15 protein-coding genes are annotated in these 18488 nt (G+C 72.4%); 8 read left to right on the forward strand and 7 right to left on the reverse strand.

What is annotated here, in order from left to right; all coding sequences use genetic code 11:
* Nucleotides 1-137: 137 nt before the first annotated feature.
* From AMYTH_RS0108390 to AMYTH_RS44290, 5 genes are all read right to left on the reverse strand, one after another.
* Nucleotides 138-980 (reverse strand): GNAT family N-acetyltransferase, encoded by an 843-nt coding sequence (locus AMYTH_RS0108390; RefSeq protein WP_027929934.1) that lies wholly within the window; start codon nt 978-980, stop codon nt 138-140.
* A 52-nt stretch (nt 981-1032) separates the two neighbouring features.
* Nucleotides 1033-1254, reverse strand: coding sequence for a hypothetical protein (locus AMYTH_RS0108395; RefSeq protein ID WP_027929935.1), 222 nt, complete (start codon nt 1252-1254; stop codon nt 1033-1035).
* Between the two features lie 199 nt (nt 1255-1453).
* Nucleotides 1454-3637 carry an MMPL family transporter gene (locus AMYTH_RS0108400; protein WP_027929936.1) on the reverse strand — a complete coding sequence of 728 codons (2184 nt, stop codon included), beginning with the start codon at nt 3635-3637 and terminating at the stop codon, nt 1454-1456.
* Nucleotides 3638-3697: 60 nt separating this feature from the next.
* Nucleotides 3698-3859, reverse strand: coding sequence for a hypothetical protein (locus AMYTH_RS49865; RefSeq protein ID WP_157360560.1), 162 nt, complete (start codon nt 3857-3859; stop codon nt 3698-3700).
* 193 nt (nt 3860-4052) lie between these two features.
* Nucleotides 4053-4577: a hypothetical protein gene (locus tag AMYTH_RS44290; RefSeq protein ID WP_228684638.1), complete on the reverse strand. Its 525-nt coding sequence runs from the start codon at nt 4575-4577 to the stop codon at nt 4053-4055.
* A 255-nt stretch (nt 4578-4832) separates the two neighbouring features.
* On the opposite strand from AMYTH_RS44290, the gene AMYTH_RS0108415 reads away from it, so the two are divergent.
* The 4 genes from AMYTH_RS0108415 to AMYTH_RS0108430 all read left to right on the forward strand — a co-directional run bounded on the left by AMYTH_RS0108415 (nt 4833) and on the right by AMYTH_RS0108430 (nt 9388).
* On the forward strand, nt 4833-5873 hold the full coding sequence (locus tag AMYTH_RS0108415; RefSeq protein ID WP_228684640.1) for an amidohydrolase family protein: 1041 nt from the start codon (nt 4833-4835) through the stop codon (nt 5871-5873).
* A complete protein-coding gene (locus AMYTH_RS0108420) occupies nt 5870-6784 on the forward strand; it encodes an amidohydrolase family protein (protein ID WP_027929938.1) in 915 nt (304 codons plus the stop codon). The genes AMYTH_RS0108415 and AMYTH_RS0108420 overlap by 4 nt, the downstream gene beginning before the upstream one ends.
* Nucleotides 6785-6812: 28 nt before the next feature.
* On the forward strand, nt 6813-8165 hold the full coding sequence (locus tag AMYTH_RS0108425) for an MFS transporter (protein WP_027929939.1): 1353 nt from the start codon (nt 6813-6815) through the stop codon (nt 8163-8165).
* 71 nt (nt 8166-8236) lie between these two features.
* Nucleotides 8237-9388: a hypothetical protein gene (locus AMYTH_RS0108430; protein WP_228684642.1), complete on the forward strand. Its 1152-nt coding sequence runs from the start codon at nt 8237-8239 to the stop codon at nt 9386-9388.
* Here AMYTH_RS0108430 and AMYTH_RS0108435 read toward each other — a convergent pair.
* Together AMYTH_RS0108435 and AMYTH_RS0108440 are read right to left on the reverse strand one after the other, a co-directional pair.
* The gene (locus AMYTH_RS0108435; RefSeq protein WP_027929941.1) at nt 9373-10359 is read right to left on the reverse strand and encodes a crotonase/enoyl-CoA hydratase family protein; all 987 of its coding nucleotides are present in this window, start codon (nt 10357-10359) and stop codon (nt 9373-9375) included. The genes AMYTH_RS0108430 and AMYTH_RS0108435 overlap by 16 nt on opposite strands.
* A 15-nt stretch (nt 10360-10374) precedes the next feature.
* Nucleotides 10375-11562, reverse strand: coding sequence for a PucR family transcriptional regulator (locus tag AMYTH_RS0108440; RefSeq protein ID WP_027929942.1), 1188 nt, complete (start codon nt 11560-11562; stop codon nt 10375-10377).
* Between the two features lie 166 nt (nt 11563-11728).
* Between AMYTH_RS0108440 and AMYTH_RS0108445 the strand changes: the two genes are divergently transcribed.
* From AMYTH_RS0108445 to AMYTH_RS0108460, 4 genes are all read left to right on the forward strand, one after another.
* Nucleotides 11729-12628: a hypothetical protein gene (locus AMYTH_RS0108445; protein WP_027929943.1), complete on the forward strand. Its 900-nt coding sequence runs from the start codon at nt 11729-11731 to the stop codon at nt 12626-12628.
* Entirely contained in the window at nt 12628-14409 is a 1782-nt protein-coding gene (locus AMYTH_RS0108450; protein ID WP_027929944.1) for a GMC family oxidoreductase N-terminal domain-containing protein, read from the forward strand. Before AMYTH_RS0108445 ends, AMYTH_RS0108450 begins: the two co-directional genes overlap by 1 nt.
* Before the next feature lie 960 nt (nt 14410-15369).
* Entirely contained in the window at nt 15370-16935 is a 1566-nt protein-coding gene (locus AMYTH_RS0108455) for an MFS transporter (RefSeq protein WP_027929945.1), read from the forward strand.
* A gap of 45 nt (nt 16936-16980) precedes the next feature.
* On the forward strand, nt 16981-18486 hold the full coding sequence (locus AMYTH_RS0108460) for an amino acid permease (protein ID WP_027929946.1): 1506 nt from the start codon (nt 16981-16983) through the stop codon (nt 18484-18486).
* Nucleotides 18487-18488: the final 2 nt, after the last annotated feature.

Below are 18488 nucleotides of genomic sequence, written 5' to 3' on the forward strand. Positions count from 1 at the left end.
AGCCGATCGGGCCGTGGTTCGGTGCATCATGGCGCAGGGCGGTCACGTCCGGGGAGTCGATGTCGAACCGCACCACTCGGTTGCTCGCGCAGGAAGTCGCGCAGCAAGTCGAACATCTTCGCCCTGGACGGTTCCCTTCACGAAACTGCGGGCAGCCTACCCAGCACCGCCCGGGTGTACAGCAGCTCGAACCCCTGCCGCTGCGCGTTGTGCTGCGATCGGGACGCCGGCTGGGTGGTCACGACGGCGAGGTCGCAGCCCGCCCCGGCCGCGTCGGCGATCCGGGCGGACAGCAGGGCGGTCTGGACGCCCCGCCGCCGGTGGCCGGGCAGGGTCGCGGCTCCGGTGAACTGGGCCAGGCCGTCCACCACGCACATGCTGGCCACACCGGCGACGACCCCGTCGCACACCGCCGTGTACCGCCGCACGCCGTCGCCGGCGAGGTCGCGCACCGCCCGCGCGAGGACTTCGCGCGGGAACTGCTGGTCGGACGGCGGATCCTGGTCGTCCGGGTGGCCGAAGCCGTCCGCCGCGACGTCGAGCCAGGCCGCGAACTCGTCGTCGCCGCTCGGCCGGATCTCCACGCCCGGCGGCGCGACGCGGTCCAGTCCACTCCGTAGGTCCCGGCCCAGCACGTTCTCGAAGGACTCCAGCCGGTACCCGCGGGCAGTGAGCGCCGCCCCGATCGCGGGATCGACGAGGTGCGCGAGCTCGACCTGCACCGGGCAGCCCACCGCGGCGAAGGCCTTTTCGACGCCCGCCAGGGACTCCGCGTCCGGCACGCCGCCGAACCCGAGACCGGCGACCTTGTTCAACGGCGACCCGGCCTCGGCGAACGTCGCCACTCCCCCGGCGACGGGCAGCACGAACGCGGCCGAGCCGGGCCGTTTCCGCGCCTTCTCGGTCGCTTCGGCCATCCGCCGCGCTTCGGCGCGTTCGATGCGCTCGGCCAGCGGGAGGTCACAGAAGAGTGCGCTCACGGGCCGGAGCGTAGCGGCGGACCCGCCGGAGTTCCTCCTATTTCCGGCGCACTCAGGCCGCCGCGGGCGCGGGCAGGGTCGCCGACGCCCGCGCGACGAACTCCGCGTTCGATCGCGTCGTGCGGAGCTGCTCCAGGAACTGCCCGGTGGCGCGCCGGGGGTCCTGGCCCGCCAGCGCGCGCCGGACCTCCGTCATCACCGTCAGCTCCGCGGGCGACAGCAGGAGCTCGTCGCGGCGGGTGCCGGACGCGAACAGGTCGATCGCCGGGTACACGCGGTGGCCGGCGAGGGCGCGGTCGAGCCGGAGCTCGGCGTTGCCGGTGCTCCGCGGCTACCTCGCCGACGGCCTCGAAGGCCGCAAATCCGTCCTGGTCGTCAAGACCAACGAGGACTCAGCGGAGCTTTCTGCTCGCGTTCGTCCAGAACTGATCGAGCTGGGGCGGGTCGGTTCCGAAGACGTCGCACAGCACACCTCAGGTCCGGGCCGCTTCGAGTTCGGGTTCCGGTTCGAGGTGGGGCAGGGTGCGGTCCAGCCAGCCGGGCAGCCACCAGCTGTACTTGCCGAGCAGGAACATCGCCGCCGGGACGATGACCAGGCGGATGAGCGTGGCGTCGATCAGCACGCTCACGCCGAGGCCCAGCGCGAGGATCTTGATGACCACGTTCGGTGAGGTCAGGAACGCGAAGAAGACGCAGATCATGATCAGCGCGGCCGAGGTGATCACACGTGCGGTGACCGCGAGCCCGTCGGCGACGCTCCGGTGGGTGTCCCGCGTGCGCAGCCACGCCTCGTGGACGCGCGAGAGCAGGAACACCTCGTAGTCCATGGACAGCCCGAACACGATCGCGAACATGATCATCGGCACGTAGGACTCGATCGGCACCGGCTCGGGCACCCCGAACACGGACCCGAGCCAGTCCCACTGGAACACCGCGACGATGACGCCGTAGGAGGCGGCGATCGACAGCAGGTTCAGCACCGCGGCCTTGAGGGCGAGCACCGGGCTGCGGAAGGACAGCAGCAGCAACACGAACGCCGCTGCCACCACGACGCCGATGATGAGCGGCAGCTTGGCGGCCACCACGTCGCGGAAGTCGAGCTGCCCCGCGGTCATGCCGGTGACGTAGGAGGTCGATCCCGCCAGCACCGGCGGCAGGGTCTGCGTCCGGAGCCTGGTCAGCAGCTCATCGGTCGCGGCGTCCTGCGGCCCGGTCGTCGGCGTGACCGTCGACAACAGGACGGCACCGTCCGGGCTCGCCGTGAGCGGAGTGGCCGAGGCGACGCCGGGGGTCGTCGCGAGCGCCTGCTGCACCGATGCCGCCAGCGTGTCACGGGAGACGGTTCCACCGGGCATGACGACCACGGTGAACTGCCCGTTCACACCGGGACCGAACCCGGCGCCGAGCGCGTCGTAAGCCAGCCGTGTCGTGCTCCCCCCGGGGTCGGCGCCCTGGTCGATGTGCCCGAGTTGCATGGAGAACGCCGGGATCGCCAGCACACCCGCGACCAGGACGCCGCCGCACAGGTACCACCACGGGTGCCGGTCGATCCGGACCGCGTACCGGTGCCAGGCGCTTTCGGATCCGTCGGCGGACTGCTCGGCCACCGGACGCCGCACGTGCCAGCGGTCGATGCGGCGTCCGGCCAGGCCCAACAGCGCGGGGACGAGGGTGGTGGCGGCGATGGCGGCCACGACGACGGTGATGGCGGCAGCGAGCCCGAGTTTGCCGATGAAGGCGACACCGACGGCGAACAGGCCCATCAAGGCGATCACCACGGTGGTCGCGGCGATGAGGATGGACCGCCCGCTGGTGGCGACCGTGCGGCCGGCCGCCGTCACCGGGTCCTCGCCGTCGAGGAGGCGCTGGCGGAACCGGGTCGTGAGGAACAGCGCGTAGTCGATGCCGACGCCGAGGCCGATCATGATCGCCAGCGTGGGTGACGCCGTCGCGAACGTGACCCAGCCGGCGAGCAGCCCGAGCAGGCCAAGACCCGTGATGACACCGATGATCGAGGTGAGAACCGGCAGCCCGGCGGCCAGCACGCTGCCGAACGCGACCAGCAACACCAGCAGCGCGACGACGATGCCGATCAGTTCCGAGCGCAGGTCACCGGCGTGCGATTCGGCCGCCTCGCCGAGGGTGCCGGCATAGTCGACGCCGACCCCCGCCGCGCGGGCCGGGTTCGTCGCGTTGTCGATGTTGTCGACCAGGTCCTCGCCCAGATTCGCCGGCTTGTCGTCGAACTGCACGGTGGCGAACGCGGTACGCCCGTCGGGCGAGGTGGTCGCGGGGGAGAGCGGATCCGACACCGAAACCACGTGCGGCACGGCACGCACCGCAGCGGCGGACTGCTCGATGGCGGCTTCGCTGGTGCCCACGGAGCCGGTGTCCACGGTGAAGACCACCCGGGCGGTCGTCGACCCGCCGACGACGCCGTTTTCGGTGAGGACGGTGCGCCCACGGCCGGACTCGGACCCGGGGAGCGTGAAGTCGTCGCTGTAGATGCCGCCCGCCAGCGCGTTCGCCACCGTCGCGCCGACCAGGACGAGCAGCCACACCGCCACCACGCGCCAGGGGTGCGCCGCACAGCGCCGTCCGGCGCGTTCCAGCGCTCCGGCGCCGCGATTGGTGGTGGTGCCGGCTCGTTCCGCCATGCCGCGACCTCGGGTCGGGGAGTCCTGCCGCAGTTCAGCGTCACCCGGGCCGGTGAGGCGTCATAGGGCCGAAGGTCCCCCGCTCTGCCCGGCGGACAGGGCCGGCCCGGGATCGCGGCGGCGGATCTGGTACTCGATGAACCCGCTGGCGTCGTAGAGCCGGTTGGCCGGCGTCCGATCCCGCTCACCGCCAGGCTCGTCATCGTCGACGAACAAGGTCACTTCGGAAGCGCCGAGCTCGGTAGCGGGCACCTCATGGACCGCCACAGATCGGTGCCGACGAACCCGGCCTCGACCAGCGCCGCGCGGTCACCGGCCGGTGCCCACGGGCAGCGCCTCCAGGCCGAGCCCGAGGGCGGTGGCAAAGCTGAACGCCTCCACCACCGGTGCTCACGCAGCTCATCCAGGACGTGCCTCAGTAGAACGTCGACCGCGGTGCGGTCTTCCCGCGCGTGCAGCCACAGCAACACCCCCGTGTCATCCCGGGAGCGCGCGGAGAACGACACCACCTCACCATCGCTGGTCGCGGCCACGGCCGTGCGCGGCGCGGCCAGCTCCTCCCACGCACGTCCGGGTGGTTGGTGGCGACGCCGTGCGCGATCGCTTGCAGGACAGAGGTTTTCCCGGTGCGCGGCGGCGCGACGACGAGCGCGCGCTGTCCCTTGCCGATCGGCGCGGCGAGGTCGAGCACGCGGGTGGTGAGCTGGTGGCGGCCGGTCTCCAGCACGAGCCGCTCGTCCGGGTGAACCGGGGTGAGCCGGTCGAACTCGGGACGGCGGCCGCCGGGATCGGCGCCGTTGACGGAAATCAGTTCCTGCCCCTCCAGCAGGATCTCGTCGCCGCGCCGGAGGCCATGCGCCCGGACGAGTCCGAAGGGGACAGTGGTGCCGCCGAGGGTGGCGCTCTTGCCGTGGATGTCGAGAATGCCGTGACAGGGCATGGTGGTGCTCCCAAGGGAAGACGGCGCGGACAGCGCCGGAACGGGACGACCCGGACTCGGCGTTCGCAGAGAGAGGGGGTCGCAGAGAGAGGAAGGACGATCCCGCGGGCGGCTCGGCCAGCATCCGGGAGATCAAGGCCCACTGTAACCCAGTCCGTGCCCGCTCCACAAGAGCCAGATCCGTCGCACCAATTTTGACGGAGAGATTGTGAACAATTTCGTCGACCGTTAGTGTGCTGGGCAGAGAACGACGACGTGCGAGGAACGACCTTGATCATCGACTGCCACGGCCACTACACGACCGCCCCGCCCGCCCTCGCGGCGTGGCGCGACCAGCAGATCGCCGCGCTGGACGGCTCCGGCCCCGCGCCGGCCCGCGCCGGCCTGCGGATCAGCGACGACGAGCTGCGGGAGACGATCGAGCCCAACCAGCTGCGGCTGATGGACGAGCGCGGCATCGACCTCACGATCTTCTCCCCGCGTGCGTCGTTCATGGCCCACCACATCGGCGGGTTCGAGACCTCCGCCGAGTGGGCCGCGATCTGCAACGAGCTGTGCTACCGCGTCAGCACGCTGTACCCGGAGCGGTTCGTCCCGGCCGCGATGCTCCCCCAGTCCCCCGGCGTCGACCCGGTGACCTGCATCCCGGAGCTCACCCGCTGCGTCGAGGAGTACGGCGCCGTCGCACTGAACCTCAACCCCGACCCGAGCGGCGGCCACTGGACGGCCCCGCCGCTGACCGACCGCTCGTGGTACCCGATCTACGAGAAAATGGTCGAATACGACATCCCGGCCATGGTGCACGTGAGCACGAGCGTGAACCCCGCCTTCCACACCACCGGCGCGCACTACCTCAACGCCGACACCACCGCGTTCATGCAGCTCGTGCAGGGCGACCTGTTCCGCGACTTCCCGCAGCTGCGGCTGGTCATCCCGCACGGCGGCGGCGCGGTGCCCTACCACTGGGGCCGGTTCCGCGGCCTGGCGATGGCGCTGGGCAAGCCGGAACTGGAGGAGCACGTGCTGAACAACGTCTTCTTCGACACCTGCGTCTACCACCAGCCGGGGTCGGACCTGCTCTTCGAGGTCGTCCCGGCCCGCAACATCCTGTTCGCCTCGGAGATGATCGGCGCGGTGCGCAGCGTCGACCCGCGCACCGGCCACCACTTCGACGACACCCGGCGCTACGCCGAAGCCGCGAACCTGTCCGAAGAGGACTGGGCCGCGATCAGGGAGCACAACGCCCGCCGGGTCTACCCCCGGCTGGACGCGCTGCTGAAAGGCCAGGGCCGGTGACCGCGCCGAAGACCCCGGGCTGGCTCGACTGGCACGCCGACCCGTCCACCCCGCGCTTCCGGCTGCCGCCGGGCACCGTGGACGCGCACTGCCACGTGTTCGGCCCGCAGGCGGAGTTCCCGTTCGCGCCGGAGCGCAAGTACACGCCCTGCGACGCGAGTAAGGAGCAGCTCTTCGCGCTGCGCGACCACCTGGGCGTCAGCCGCAACGTCATCGTGCAGGCCACCTGTCACGGCGCGGACAACTCCGCGATGGTCGACGCCGTCCGGGCCTCCGGCGGGCGGGCCCGCGGGGTCGCGACCGTCCGCCCCGAGGTGAGTGACGCCGAGCTGCGCGAGCTGGACGCGGCGGGCGTGCGCGGTGTGCGGTTCAACTTCGTGCGACGGCTCGTCGACGCCGCCCCGCACGAGGCGCTGAGCACGATCGCCAGGAAGATCGCGCCGCTCGGCTGGCACGTGGTGCTCTACTTCGAGGCCGCCGACCTGCCCGAGCTGGCGGACTTCTTCGGGTCGCTGCCCGCGCCGCTCGTGGTCGACCACATGGGACGGCCGGACGTGCGAAAACCCGTGGACGGCCCGGAGTTCGGCCGGTTCCTGCGGTTCGTCGAGCGCAACGACGTGTGGGTGAAGGTGAGCTGTCCGGAGCGCCTGAGCGTGTCCGGTCCCCCGGCGCTGCACGGCGAACGCCACGCCTACACCGACGTGGTGCCCTTCGCCCGCCGCGTCGTGACCGAGTTCGAGGACCGCGTGCTGTGGGGCACGGACTGGCCGCACCCCAACCTCACCGACCACATGCCCGACGACGGTCTGCTCGTCGACCACGTCCCGCGGATCGCCGAAACCGCCGCGCTGCAGCGGAAACTGCTCGTCGACAACCCGATGCGCCTCTACTGGCCCGGCGAAACCGCCTGAGCCTCCCCCTTCCCCGGAAAGGCATGCAATGCAGCACGCCAACGCGCTGAACCGGTTGAACCGCCTGCCGATCGGCCGGTTCCACAAGATGACCCTGTTCGCGGTCGCGTTCGCCTACTTCTTCGAGTTCGCCGACATCAACAGCTTCGCGACCACCGCGCCCAAGCTGATCAAGCTGTGGGGCGTGACCGTCGACCAGGTCGCGTACGTGACCTCGCTGTCGTTCGTGGGCATGTTCTTCGGGTCGATCGTGGCGAGCACGATCGCCGACCGCTGGGGCCGCAGGAACGCGCTGCTGCTGACCACCGTGTGGTTCGGCGTGTTCTCGTTCGCGGCCGTGTTCTCCTGGGACATCGTGTCGCTGGGCGTGTTCCGCGTCCTGACCTCGGCGGGGCTGTCGGCGATGACGGTCGTCGCGGTCATCTACGTCAACGAGCTCTACCCGGCGGCCAACCGCGGCAAGTACCAGGCCTACGCGATCGTGATCGGCATCTGCGGCACGCCGGTGACCAACCTGATCGCGAGCGCCGTGGTGCCGATCAACGACTGGTCCTGGCGGCTGGTGTACCTGTGGGGCGCGCTCGGCGTGCTGCTGGTGCTGTTCACGCGGCACCTCAAGGAATCGCCGCGCTGGTACGAAAGCCGCGGCGACCACGCGAAGGCCGACGCGGTGCTGCGGGAGATCGAGGCGCAGGTCGCCGCGGAGAAGGGCCCGCTGCCGGAGCCGGCGCCGCCGGTCGAGGAGGCCCCGGTGGCCAAGGCGCCGTTGCGGTTGCTGCTGCGCAAGAAGTACCTGCTGCCGACGCTGCTGCTGACCGTCCTGTGGGTGACGCAGACCATCGGGTTCTTCGGGTATTCGAGCTGGGCGCCGACGCTGCTGGCCAAGGAGGGTTTCAGCGTCGAGAAGTCGGTGTTCTACGTGGCGCTCACGACGGTCGGCGCGCCGCTCGGGTCGTACCTGGCCGCACTGGTCACCGACCGGTTCGAGCGCAAGTGGTGCCTGGTGGTGTTCGGCACGGTCATCGCGCTGTGCGGGTTGTGCTACGGGCTGACGTTCAACCCCCTGCTGATCGTCGTGTTCGGGTTCCTGGTGAACCTGTTCGAGCGCGGCTACACCGCACTCGGGTACGCGTACTCGCCGGAGCTGTTCGACACGCGCGGCCGCTCCCTGGGCACCGGCGTGTCGTACGGACTCGGACGGCTGTCCAACGCGGCGGGGCCGCTGATCGTGTCGTCGCTGTACAACGGCAGCGGGTACCAGGCGGTGTTCCTGTTCATCGCGGGCACCTGGATGGTGGGCGCGGTCGTGCTGGCGATCTTCGGGCCGCGCACCCGGCCCGCGAAGGCCAGGGCGCGGAACGTCGAGTCGGCCGAGGTCTGATCCGCGGAAAATGATCACTCGTCTCCGCGCGCGGCCGGTTAGGCTGCGCGCGAAGACGAGTGGAGGAGACGGTGGAGGAACGCGGGTGGCGTCCGCGGTGGTGGCTGTTCGCGGTCTTCGCCGTGGTCGCCGCGGTGCACCTGGCCGGCGGCGGGTGGGATTCGACCGCCGCGGTGGGGCTTCCGGCGGGCTTCGCCGCGACGCTGGTGCTGGTGTTCGTCCGGCGGGTGCCGTCCTGGGTCACCGGCGAGTGGGAGTCGCGGCCGTGGTCGCGCTCGTGGGTGCGGGCGAGCCGCAACCGGACGATCGTCGCGCTCCCGTTCGCGCTGCTCGGGGTCGTGGCCGTCCTCATCGGACTGATCGATCACCCGCCGCACGGGACGGACGTGCTGTACGCCGCGTTCGTGGCCGCTCTCGCGGTGGGCCTGGTGGTGGTCCTGGTGGTGCGCTGGGGACGGGCCGTGCGGACGCTCCGGCTGCTCGCCGGTCCGCGAACCGCGCTTCCCGCCCGGTTCGACGCCGGCTCCGGCGAGACGGGAACCGTGACCTTCCCGGACGGCACGCGGGCGTATTTCACGCTGCACGACAGCCCGCGCGAGCTGATCAGGGAGTTCGAGCGCGCCGGCACGCTCCACGTCACCGCGGCCGCTCCCGGGAAGGTCCTGGCCGGACAGCCCGGGGGTGACGAGTTCGCCCGCGCCACCCTCAGGGTCGCCCGCGCGACCCGCACCCCGTCCCGGTCCTCGCTGAAACGGAGGCTGCGTCTGCGCACGGTCGCGTTCGCGGCCGTCGTCGCCGCGGGGGTCGCGCTCGAAGGTGCCGCCGTCGTCCTGGTCGGCGGGGCTCTGCCGTGGGTGCTGGCGGCGCCGATCCTGCTCGCCGTCGGGGCCGCGGCGCTGTGGCGGGCCCGGGTTGCGCGCGCGGTGCGGCTGCTCGCGGCCGGGCCGTGGACCTCGATCACCGCCGCGACGATGGCCACCGACGTCGACGGGCCGGTGTCCGGGTGGGTGGTGTTCCCGGACGGGCTGCGCGGTCGCTTCCACATCGAGTACTGCGCGCCGGACGTCGCGGCCGAACTGTTGCGCCGTCGGCGGTTGTGGGTCGCGGGCGCGCCGCGTCCGGGCGACGTCGCGGTGGGCCTCCCGGAGGGCGACACCTTCGCCATCGCCTGGCTCGCCGTCACCGACCGGCGCGCCCGGCGGCTCGATCACCCGCGCTTCTGATCCCCGAACGGCTCGTCCCGCTCCCGCACCGCCGCGCGGAAACCCTCACTCCGCGCCCGCTCCTGGAAGGCGTAGCCCTCGCGGGTGTGCCGGGAGATGCCGTCGAACACGGTGCTGATCATCGCCGAGTTGTGGATGCCTTGCGTGGTCAGCGCGCTGTTCAGCGCGAGCTTCACCATCATCAGCTGGTTCACCGGCAGCAGCGCGATCCTGGCGACCAGCTCCTCGGTCACCTCGTCCAGGCGGTCCGCCGGCGCGGACTCCACCGCCAGCCCCCACTCGGCGGCCTGCCGCCCGGTGATGAGGTCGCCGGTGAAGAGCAGCCGCTTCGCGCGCTGGTCGCCGAGCCGGTGGGCCCACAGCCCGGTCGCGGGCACGCCCCACACCCGGGTGGGCGGGTAGCCGATCCGGGTGTCGTCGGCGGCCACGATCAGGTCGCAATGCAGCGCGATGTCCGTGCCGCCCGCCACGCAGAACCCGTGCAGCTTCGCCACCGTCGGCTTGTTCGCGTGCAGCAGGCTGGCGTAGCCGCGGTTGAACCGGCTCATCAGCGCGTAGTCGGCCATCGGGTCCCACTGCCGGGACGGGTCGTGGTTGCGTGCCTGCGCGGCGGCGTCCAGCACGGTCCCGGCGCGGTCCTGGCCTTCCGGCGCCGCACCCTGCTCGGCGAAGATCGACAGGTCGTAGCCGCCGCAGAAACCCTTGCCCCGCCCGGAAACGAGGATCACGTGCACACCCGGGTCGAGGTCGGCGCGTTCCACCGCGTCGGCCAGTTCGAACGGGGTGTCGGCGGTGATCGCGTTCCCCCGCTCCGGCCGGTCGAACGTGATCCGGGCGATCCGCCCGGTCACCTCGTAGGTCAGGGTCCGGTAGTTCCCGGTCCGCTGCCCGGGCTCGCCGAACAGCGGGTCCGGCCCCTCGGTCCACCCGTCCCGCCATGCCGCGGGACGGGAGCCTGCGTCATCGGTCATCACCCGACCGTAGCGTCAGCCGCGCACCGGCAGCAGCCGCACGACCTGCAGCGCCGTCGCCAGTTCGGCGACCGCCTTCGGATCGCCTAGCCCGCGCCCGGTGAGCCCTTCGACCCGCCGCAACCGGTAGCGCACCGTGTTGGCGTGGCAGTAGAGCCGCTTGCCCGCCTCCGCGGCGGACCCGCCGCAGGCGAACCACGCGTCGAGGGTGTCGACCAGCACCTTCCGGTCGGCGGTCGGCAGGTCCAGCAGCGGGCCGAACACCGTGCTCGCGACCCGCTCGGCCTCCCCGGGCGCGGCGGCGATCAGCACGGCCACCGGCGCGTCGTCCCAGGGCGCGACGTCGGCCCGCCCGGGCGGCAGGGTGCCCAGCGCCAGCCGCGCGAGCCGCAACGCCCGCGGAGTTTCCCGCAGGTGCGGGTAGGCGGGGCTGAGGCCGATCCGCGAGGTGGCCCGGCCGCGCAGCAGGTCCGGCAGCCGCTCCCCCAGCGACGGGTACGGCAGCGCCAGCACACCGATGTGCTCCTCGGGCGAGAGCCGCCACGCCGAACGGATCCCGCCCGCCCGCAGCCGCGGCTCGATGCCCACCAGAGAGCGTTTCCCCAGCTCCGGGTTCTCGGCGGCCACGACCACGAAGCAGCCCTCCACCGGCAGTCCCAGCGTCTGCGCGGCCTCCCACAGCGTGTCCTGGCTGCCGAGCACACCGGTGAACAGCGCCTCGACCAGCATCGACCGCTCGTGCTCGCGTTCCAGCATGATCTGCGACGCGGTGTCCCGGTAGGCGTCGGCCATCGCGTCGGTGTAGGTCCCGACCAGCCGCCACACCGTCGCCGCGAAGTCGACCAGAACCCGGTCGTCCACCTCGGACGCCCGCGCCTTGGCCACGAGCGCGTCCCACAGGTGCGCGAACCCGACGCGGTAGGCCCGCACCACCTCCGGCAACGGCGCACCCTGCTGGGCTCGCTCGCGTCCGGTGGCCCACGGCGCGGACAGGTCGGGCGCGTGCTCGCTGACGAACTGCCGCAGGATCAGCTCGGCGTTGTCCCGCACCGACTGCCGCAGCGACCCGGCAGGCACCGGATCACCGGCCTGGTAGAGCACGACCTCGCGGCGGATGCGTTCGGAAACCGCGTCGGCGAGGTCGTCGAGCTCGCCGAGCAGCGCGGTGACCAGGGCGTCGATGCCCGAGTTGTCCGTTGGCACCCCGGCAGCTTAGATGCGCCCGCTTTGTTCCCCGGCACAAAACCCCGCGGTGACGAGTTGTCGCCGGGGACATGGGCTGCGGTGAACGGTTCACCGAGGATTGCGCCATCCGGCGCAATCCCGGCACCGCCGCCGGGCACGCGCCGCCCACCACAGGAGAACATCGATGCCACACGCTGACAACGACGTCGGCCGCCGGGCCTTCCTGGCCAGGATCGGCGTGCTGGGCGCCGCGGTCGCCGCGGGGAGCCTGCTCCCCGGGACCGCCACGGCCGCACCGCGACCGGTCCGCGCCGCGGGCCTGACCGACGTGGTCGCCGCCCTCCGCCCGGTGCTCGCCGAACTCGCGCGCGACACCCTCAACGGGCTGGTCGTGATGACCTGCCCGGGCCCGGACGCCTACTCCCGCGCCCAGGGCACGCCACGCACCGAACCGGGCGCGCTGGAGGCCAGGGCCACCGACTTCCTGATCAAGGCACTCGACGAGTACGTCCCGTTCCCGGACCAGCTCGCCACGCCGCTCACCCAGAGCCTGGCCACCGGGCTGTCCGGCACGCCACTGCCGTCCGCGCTGCTGGACCTGCCGCTCAGCGGCGTGCGGACACTGGACACGGCCCTGCGCACGCTGCTGGAGAACGACGACACGCTGCCGCTGTCCTCGCTGATCGCGATGCTGCTGAACCTGGTCGCCACCGAGGTGAACCCGCTCGCGCTCGGCGGCGCGTTCCTCTCCCCGTTCGCGCGGCTGTCCTACGCCGACAAGTGCCGCGTCTTCGAACAGCTCGAAGGCCCGCACGCCGGGCTCGTCGCGCTGCTGGACGCGAACCTGCCCGAGCCGCTCCGCGCCTCGGTGTCCGGGGTCCTGCAGTTCGTGGCCGGCGCGGTGCTGGAGTTCGCCGCGTACGGCAGCAGCTGCGAGTGGGCGGTGTTCGACCCGGCCACGAAGACGATCAGCGCCCGCCCGGTCGGCTGGCAGCTGTCCGGCTACCAGCCGCACGGCGTGGTGCACGGCTGGGACGACTTCCTCGGGTACTACCAGGGCCGCACGAAGGTGGAGAACGTCTGATGCGTGACGTCATCGTCATCGGCGCCGGGGCGGGCGGCTCGGTGGTCGCCAAGGAACTGGCCGGCCGCGGCTTGGACGTGCTCGTCCTCGAAGCGGGCGGGTACGCCGACCCGGAGACCGACTGGACCCACTACGAGAACGACGCGAACAACCCGCTCACCGGGTTCATGCGGTTCGGACCGGCGGACCGCTCCCGGCCGGCGTGGTTCCGCGAGACCCCGCAGAACTCGCTGTTGTGGCAGCTGGCCGGGGTCGGCGGCACCACGCAGCACTACTTCGGCAACTCGCCGCGCGCCTACCCGGGCGTGTTCGCCGGGTACGACGGGAGCGACGCGGCCGCCTACGACACCGCGCACCTCTTCCCGTTCACCTACGCCGACCTGGTGCCCTACTACGAATGGGTCGAGGCCACCCTGCCGGTGCACACCGCGGCGATGGGCACCAAGGAGTCGGTGTTCTTCCGCGGCTGCGAGAAGCTCGGCATGGCGCTGCAGACCACGAAGACCACGACCGCCGACTCCTACCGGCCGCAGGAGAACGCGATCCTGCCGCCGGGCGGCACCGCGGGCCGGTTCAGCGGGCACGACGACCCGCGCGTGCAGTGGCCGCTGGCCACCGGCTGCACCTTCTGCGGCTACTGCTTCCAGGGCTGCAAGCACCCGGCGGGCGCGCCGCGCACGATGGCGGCGAAGCGGTCCGCGGACAACTCGTACATGCCGATGGCGCTGACCGCCGACGCGTGGTCGCCGCACGGCAAGCCGGTCTCGCTGGTCACCGACGCCTTCGTCACCCGCATCCGGTCCGAGCAGCGCGGCGGCGAGACGGTGGCGACCGGGGTGTCGTGGCGCTCGGTCACCACGGGCGAGGAGCACACCGAGGACGCCCGGGTCGTGGTGCTGTCCGCGGGCTGCACCGAGAACCCGCGGCTGTGGTTCAACAGCGGGCTGCCCAACCCCAACGACTGGGTCGGCCGCGGCTACACCGACCACTACTTCGACTGGGTGATCGGCCTGTTCGACGACTACACCGGGTCCACCAAGGGCGCGGCGTCGGCGGCGCGGGCGGACTTCCCCGGCCGCGGCGGCATCATGAACGTCGGGCTGCCGCCGGCGATCCAGCAGTTCGCGCTCACCTTCTCCGACAGCGGGATCCGCGGGCAGTACGGCAACGGACGCGGTTTCACGGGGCCGTGGGACGGCCCCACCGGGCGGCTGATGGGCGAGGAGCTCAAGGAGGTGCTGACCCACGGCGCGGACCGGTTGTTCAACATCCTGATCATGACCGACGACGACGTCGAGCCGCACAACCGGGCGACGCTGTCGGCGCTGCCCGCGGACGAGCACGGGCCGGTGGCGAAGGTCGAGATGCGGCAGCGGGCGCGCTCGGCGCGCACCGTGGCGAACCGGGAGTTCCTGGCCCGCAAGGCGGTCGAAGTGGTCCGCGCGGCCGGGGCGCGGAAGGTGTTCCGGATCGACTGGCCGCCGCTGATCCTGCACGTCCACTCGTCGATGCGGATGGGACTGTCCGAACGCGACTCGGTGCTGGACGACGCGGCCGAGGCCCGCTGGGTGCGGCGCCTGTTCGTCGCCGACAACTCGGCGCTGGCCAACGCGCTCGGCGGCCCCAACCCGACGCTGACCAGCCAGGCCGTGGCGACCCGCACGGCGGAGCAGATCGTGCGGCGCTACTTCGGCGGCGAGGGCTGGGTGCGCACGGAGTCGCCCGTGGTGTCCACGGACGCCCGCGTCACCCGGCGGTTCGCGCAGGTGGCCGCGAACTGAGCGCGGCGGCCGCCGGGGAGCAAGGGCCCCGGCGGCCGCCCACACCCGGCAGTCGCCACCTGCGCGGGCCCCGGACGACCCGGCAGCAGGCCGGTCGCCGCGACCCCGCAGCCGCGCCGGACACACCACCTGCGACGCCGCACCACCGACGGCCACCCGCCGGGCGGCACGACACCGGATCCAGCCAGCCCGAAGCCGCGGCCGCCGGGTGTCGAGAACCGGGCGGTTCGCGCAGATGGCCGCGAACTGAGCGTGGGCGGCCGCCGGGGAGCAGGGGCCCGGCGGCCGCCCACACCCGGCAGTCGCCACCTGCGCGGGACCCGGACGACCCGGCACCAGGCCGGGCGCCGCGACCCCGCAGCCGGGCCGCCCCGCCGGACACACCACCTGCGACACCGCACCACCGACGGCCACCCGCCGGGCGGCACGACACCTGATCCAGCCAGCCCGAAGCCGCGGCCGCCGGGTGTCGAGAACTCAGCGGTTCGCGCAAGTGGCGGCGAACTGAGCGCGGCGGCCGCCGGGGAGCAGGGGCCCCGGCGGCCGCCCACACCCGGCAGTCGCCGCCTGCGCGGGACCCGGACGACCCGGCAGCAGGCCGGGCGCCGCGACCCCGCAGCCGGGCCGCCCCGCCGGACACACCACCGAGGCCACCCACCGGGCGGCAACACACGGGATCCCCAACCCGCCACCCCGCCGGATGTCGTGACCCCGCGGCTCCCGCACACCCGGCAGTGACCACCGATCATCCGCGGGATCCGGACGAGCCGGCAGCGGGGCGCCCCGACCCCGGCAGCCGGGCCGCCCCGCCGGACACACCACCCGCACCACCCCACTGCCACCCACCGGGTGGCCCGCCACCGGACACAGCCAACCCCACCCGCCACGCGCCGGATGTCGAGAACCGGGCGGCCGCTCCGACCTGTCCGTGGAAACCACCGCGGACCGGAAGGACCTGGAATGACCCACGCGATCCCGGCGAAGGCCGGACGGCGGGAGTGGCTCGCGCTCGCCGTGCTCGCCCTGCCCACCCTGCTCGTCTCCATCGACGTCTACGTCCTGCTGCTCGCCCTGCCGCACCTGACCGCCGACCTGGGCGCGAGCAGCGTCGAGCAGCTCTGGATCACCGACGTCTATGGCTTCCTCATGGCCGGGTTCCTCATCACGATGGGCACGCTCGGCGACCGCATCGGCCGCCGGAAGCTGCTGCTCATCGGCGCGGCCGCGTTCGGGGCCGCCTCGATCGCCGCCGCCTTCGCGTCCACCCCCGCGATGCTGATCGCGGCCCGCGCGGTCCTCGGGGTCGCCGGCGCCGTCCTCGCGCCGTCCACGATGTCGCTGATCCGCACCCTCTTCCGCGACCCGCGGCAGATGGGGCTGGCGATCGGGCTGTGGGGCATGTGCTTCTCGGCCGGGGCGGTGATCGGCCCGGTGGCCGGCGGCGCCCTGCTCGCGCACTTCTGGTGGGGCTCGGTGTTCCTGCTCGGCGTGCCCGCGATGGCGGTGCTGCTCGTCGCGGGCCCGGTCCTGCTGCCCGAGTACCGCGACCCGGACGCCGGGAAGCCGGACCTGGTCAGCGTCGCGTTGTCGCTGGCCGCGGTGATCCCGGCGATCCACGGGCTCAAGGAACTGGCCCAGGACGGCTGGCGGCCGCTGCCGCTGGCGAGCCTGGCCGCCGGGATCGGGTTCGCCGTCCTGTTCGCCCGCAGGCAACGCCGCCTGGAGCACCCGCTGCTGGACCTGCGGCTGTTCGCGAACCGGTCGTTCAGCACGGCGCTGGGCGCGATGATGTCCGGCACGCTGCTGATGGGCGCGCTGATGCTGTTCATCACCCAGGACCTGCAACTGGTCGAAGGCCTCTCCCCGCTCGGCGCGGCGCTGTGGATGATGCCCGCGATCGCCGCGAACACCGTGTCGTTCGTCGTGTCGCCGGTGCTCGCGCGCCGGTTCCGGCCCGCGTACCTGATCGGCGCCGGGCTGGTGGTCTCGGTGTGCGGGCTGATCGTGCTCACCCGGACCGGCGCCGCGTCGGGGCCGGGCACCGTGGCGACCGGGTTCGCGCTGATCTTCCTCGGCTCCGGCCCGCTGGTCACCCTGAGCACCGGCCTGATCATGGGCTCCGCGCCGGCCGAGAAGGCGGGCTCCGCCGCCGCCCTCAACGAGACCAGCGGCCAGTTCGGGTTCGCGTTCGGGCTCGCCGCGCTCGGCAGCATCGGCGCCGCGGTCTACACCAGCCGCTTCACCCCGCCGGCGACCGTTCCGGCCGGGGCCGCCGGCGCCGCGCGGGAAAGCCTCGCCGACGCGGTCACCGCCGCCCGCGACCTGCCCCCGGACCTGGCCGCGGCGCTGCTCGCCCCGGCGCGCGAGGCGTTCACCGGCGGGCTGCACCTGGTCGCCGCGATCAGCGCCGCCGCGCTCGCCGTCGTGGCCGTGCTGATCGTCCGCCTGCTGCGCCAGGTTCCGCCGACCGGCGCAGCGGAGTCCGTTGTGGACACCCGGGTGGACCTTGACGCTCCGCGCGGGTGAGCACTACCGTTTCCGCACCCGTGAACTGAACACCGAGGTGAGCCCGTGGACTCCGACAGCACCCGGCTGCACCAGCTCGGCTACGCCCAGGAACTCAGGCGGACGATGTCGGCGTTCTCCAACTTCGCCGTCTCCTTCACCATCATCTCGATCCTGTCCGGGTGCCTCACGCTCTACGGGTTCGGCCTGGACACCGGCGGTCCCGCCGCGATGGTCTGGGGCTGGCCGCTGGTCGGGGTGTTCGTGGTGCTCGTCGGCCTCGGTATGGCGGAGGTGTGCTCCAGCTATCCCACCGCGGGCGGGCTCTACTACTGGGCGGCGAAGCTCGCGCCGCGGCGCTCGGCCGCGGCCTGGTCGTGGTTCACCGGGTGGTTCAACCTCATCGGCCAGGTCGCGGTCACCGCCGGCATCGACTTCGGCGCCGCGTTGTTCCTCAACGCGTTCCTGGACCTGCAGTTCGGGTTCGCCGCGACGCCGGGGCACACGATCCTGCTGCTGGCGATCATCCTGGCGGTGCACGGGCTGCTGAACACCTTCGGCGTGCGGCTGGTGGCCGTGCTGAACAACGTCAGCGTGTGGTGGCACCTGGCCGGCGTCCTGGTGATCGTCGGGGTGCTGGTGTTCGTGCCCGAGAAGCACCAATCCGCGTCGTTCGTGTTCGGCCACTTCGTGAACAACACCGGCTGGGGTTTCGCGCCGTACGTGTTCGCGCTCGGGCTGCTGGTCGCGCAGTACACGCTCACCGGCTACGACGCCTCGGCGCACATGACGGAGGAGACGAAGAACGCGGCGACGGCGGGCCCGCGCGGGATCGTCAACTCGATCCTGGTGTCGCTCGTCGCGGGCTGGATCCTGTTGCTGGGCCTCACCTTCGCGATCCAGGACTACGACGGCGCGGTCAACTCGCCGACCGGGGTGCCGCCCGCGCAGATCTTCCTCGACGCCGCGGGCGCGACCACCGGGAAGTTCCTGCTGCTGATCGCGATCGGCGCGCAACTGTTCTGCGGGATGGCGTCGGTGACGGCGAACTCGCGGATGATCTACGCGTTCGCCCGGGACGGCGCGATCCCGGGTTCCCGCGTGTGGCACCGCATCAACAAGCGCACCCGCACACCGACGAACTCGGTGTGGCTGGCCGCGGCCGGCGCGCTGGTCCTCGCGCTGCCCTACCTGTGGAGCGCCACCGCGTACGCCGCGGTCACCTCGATCGCGACCGTCGGGCTGTACGTCGCCTACGTCATCCCGGTGTTCCTGCGGGTGCGCAAGGGCACGGAGTTCGAGCGCGGACCGTGGCACCTGGGTCGGTGGGGCCGTCCGGTCGGCGTCGTCGCGACCGCTTGGGTCGCGGTCATCTTCGTGTTGTTCATGCTGCCGCAGGCCTACCCGGTCACGGTCGGCACGTTCAACTACACGCCGATCGCGTTCCTCGTCGTGCTCGGTGGCGCGGCGGTGTGGTGGTTCGCCTCGGCGCGCACGTGGTTCACCGGGCCCAAGGTGCAGGGCACCCCCGCCGAACTGGCAGCGGTCGAAGAGGATCTCCGGGCGGTCTGACG

Source organism: Amycolatopsis thermoflava N1165, from assembly GCF_000473265.1.
Taxonomy (GTDB): Bacteria; Actinomycetota; Actinomycetes; order Mycobacteriales; family Pseudonocardiaceae; genus Amycolatopsis_E; species Amycolatopsis_E thermoflava.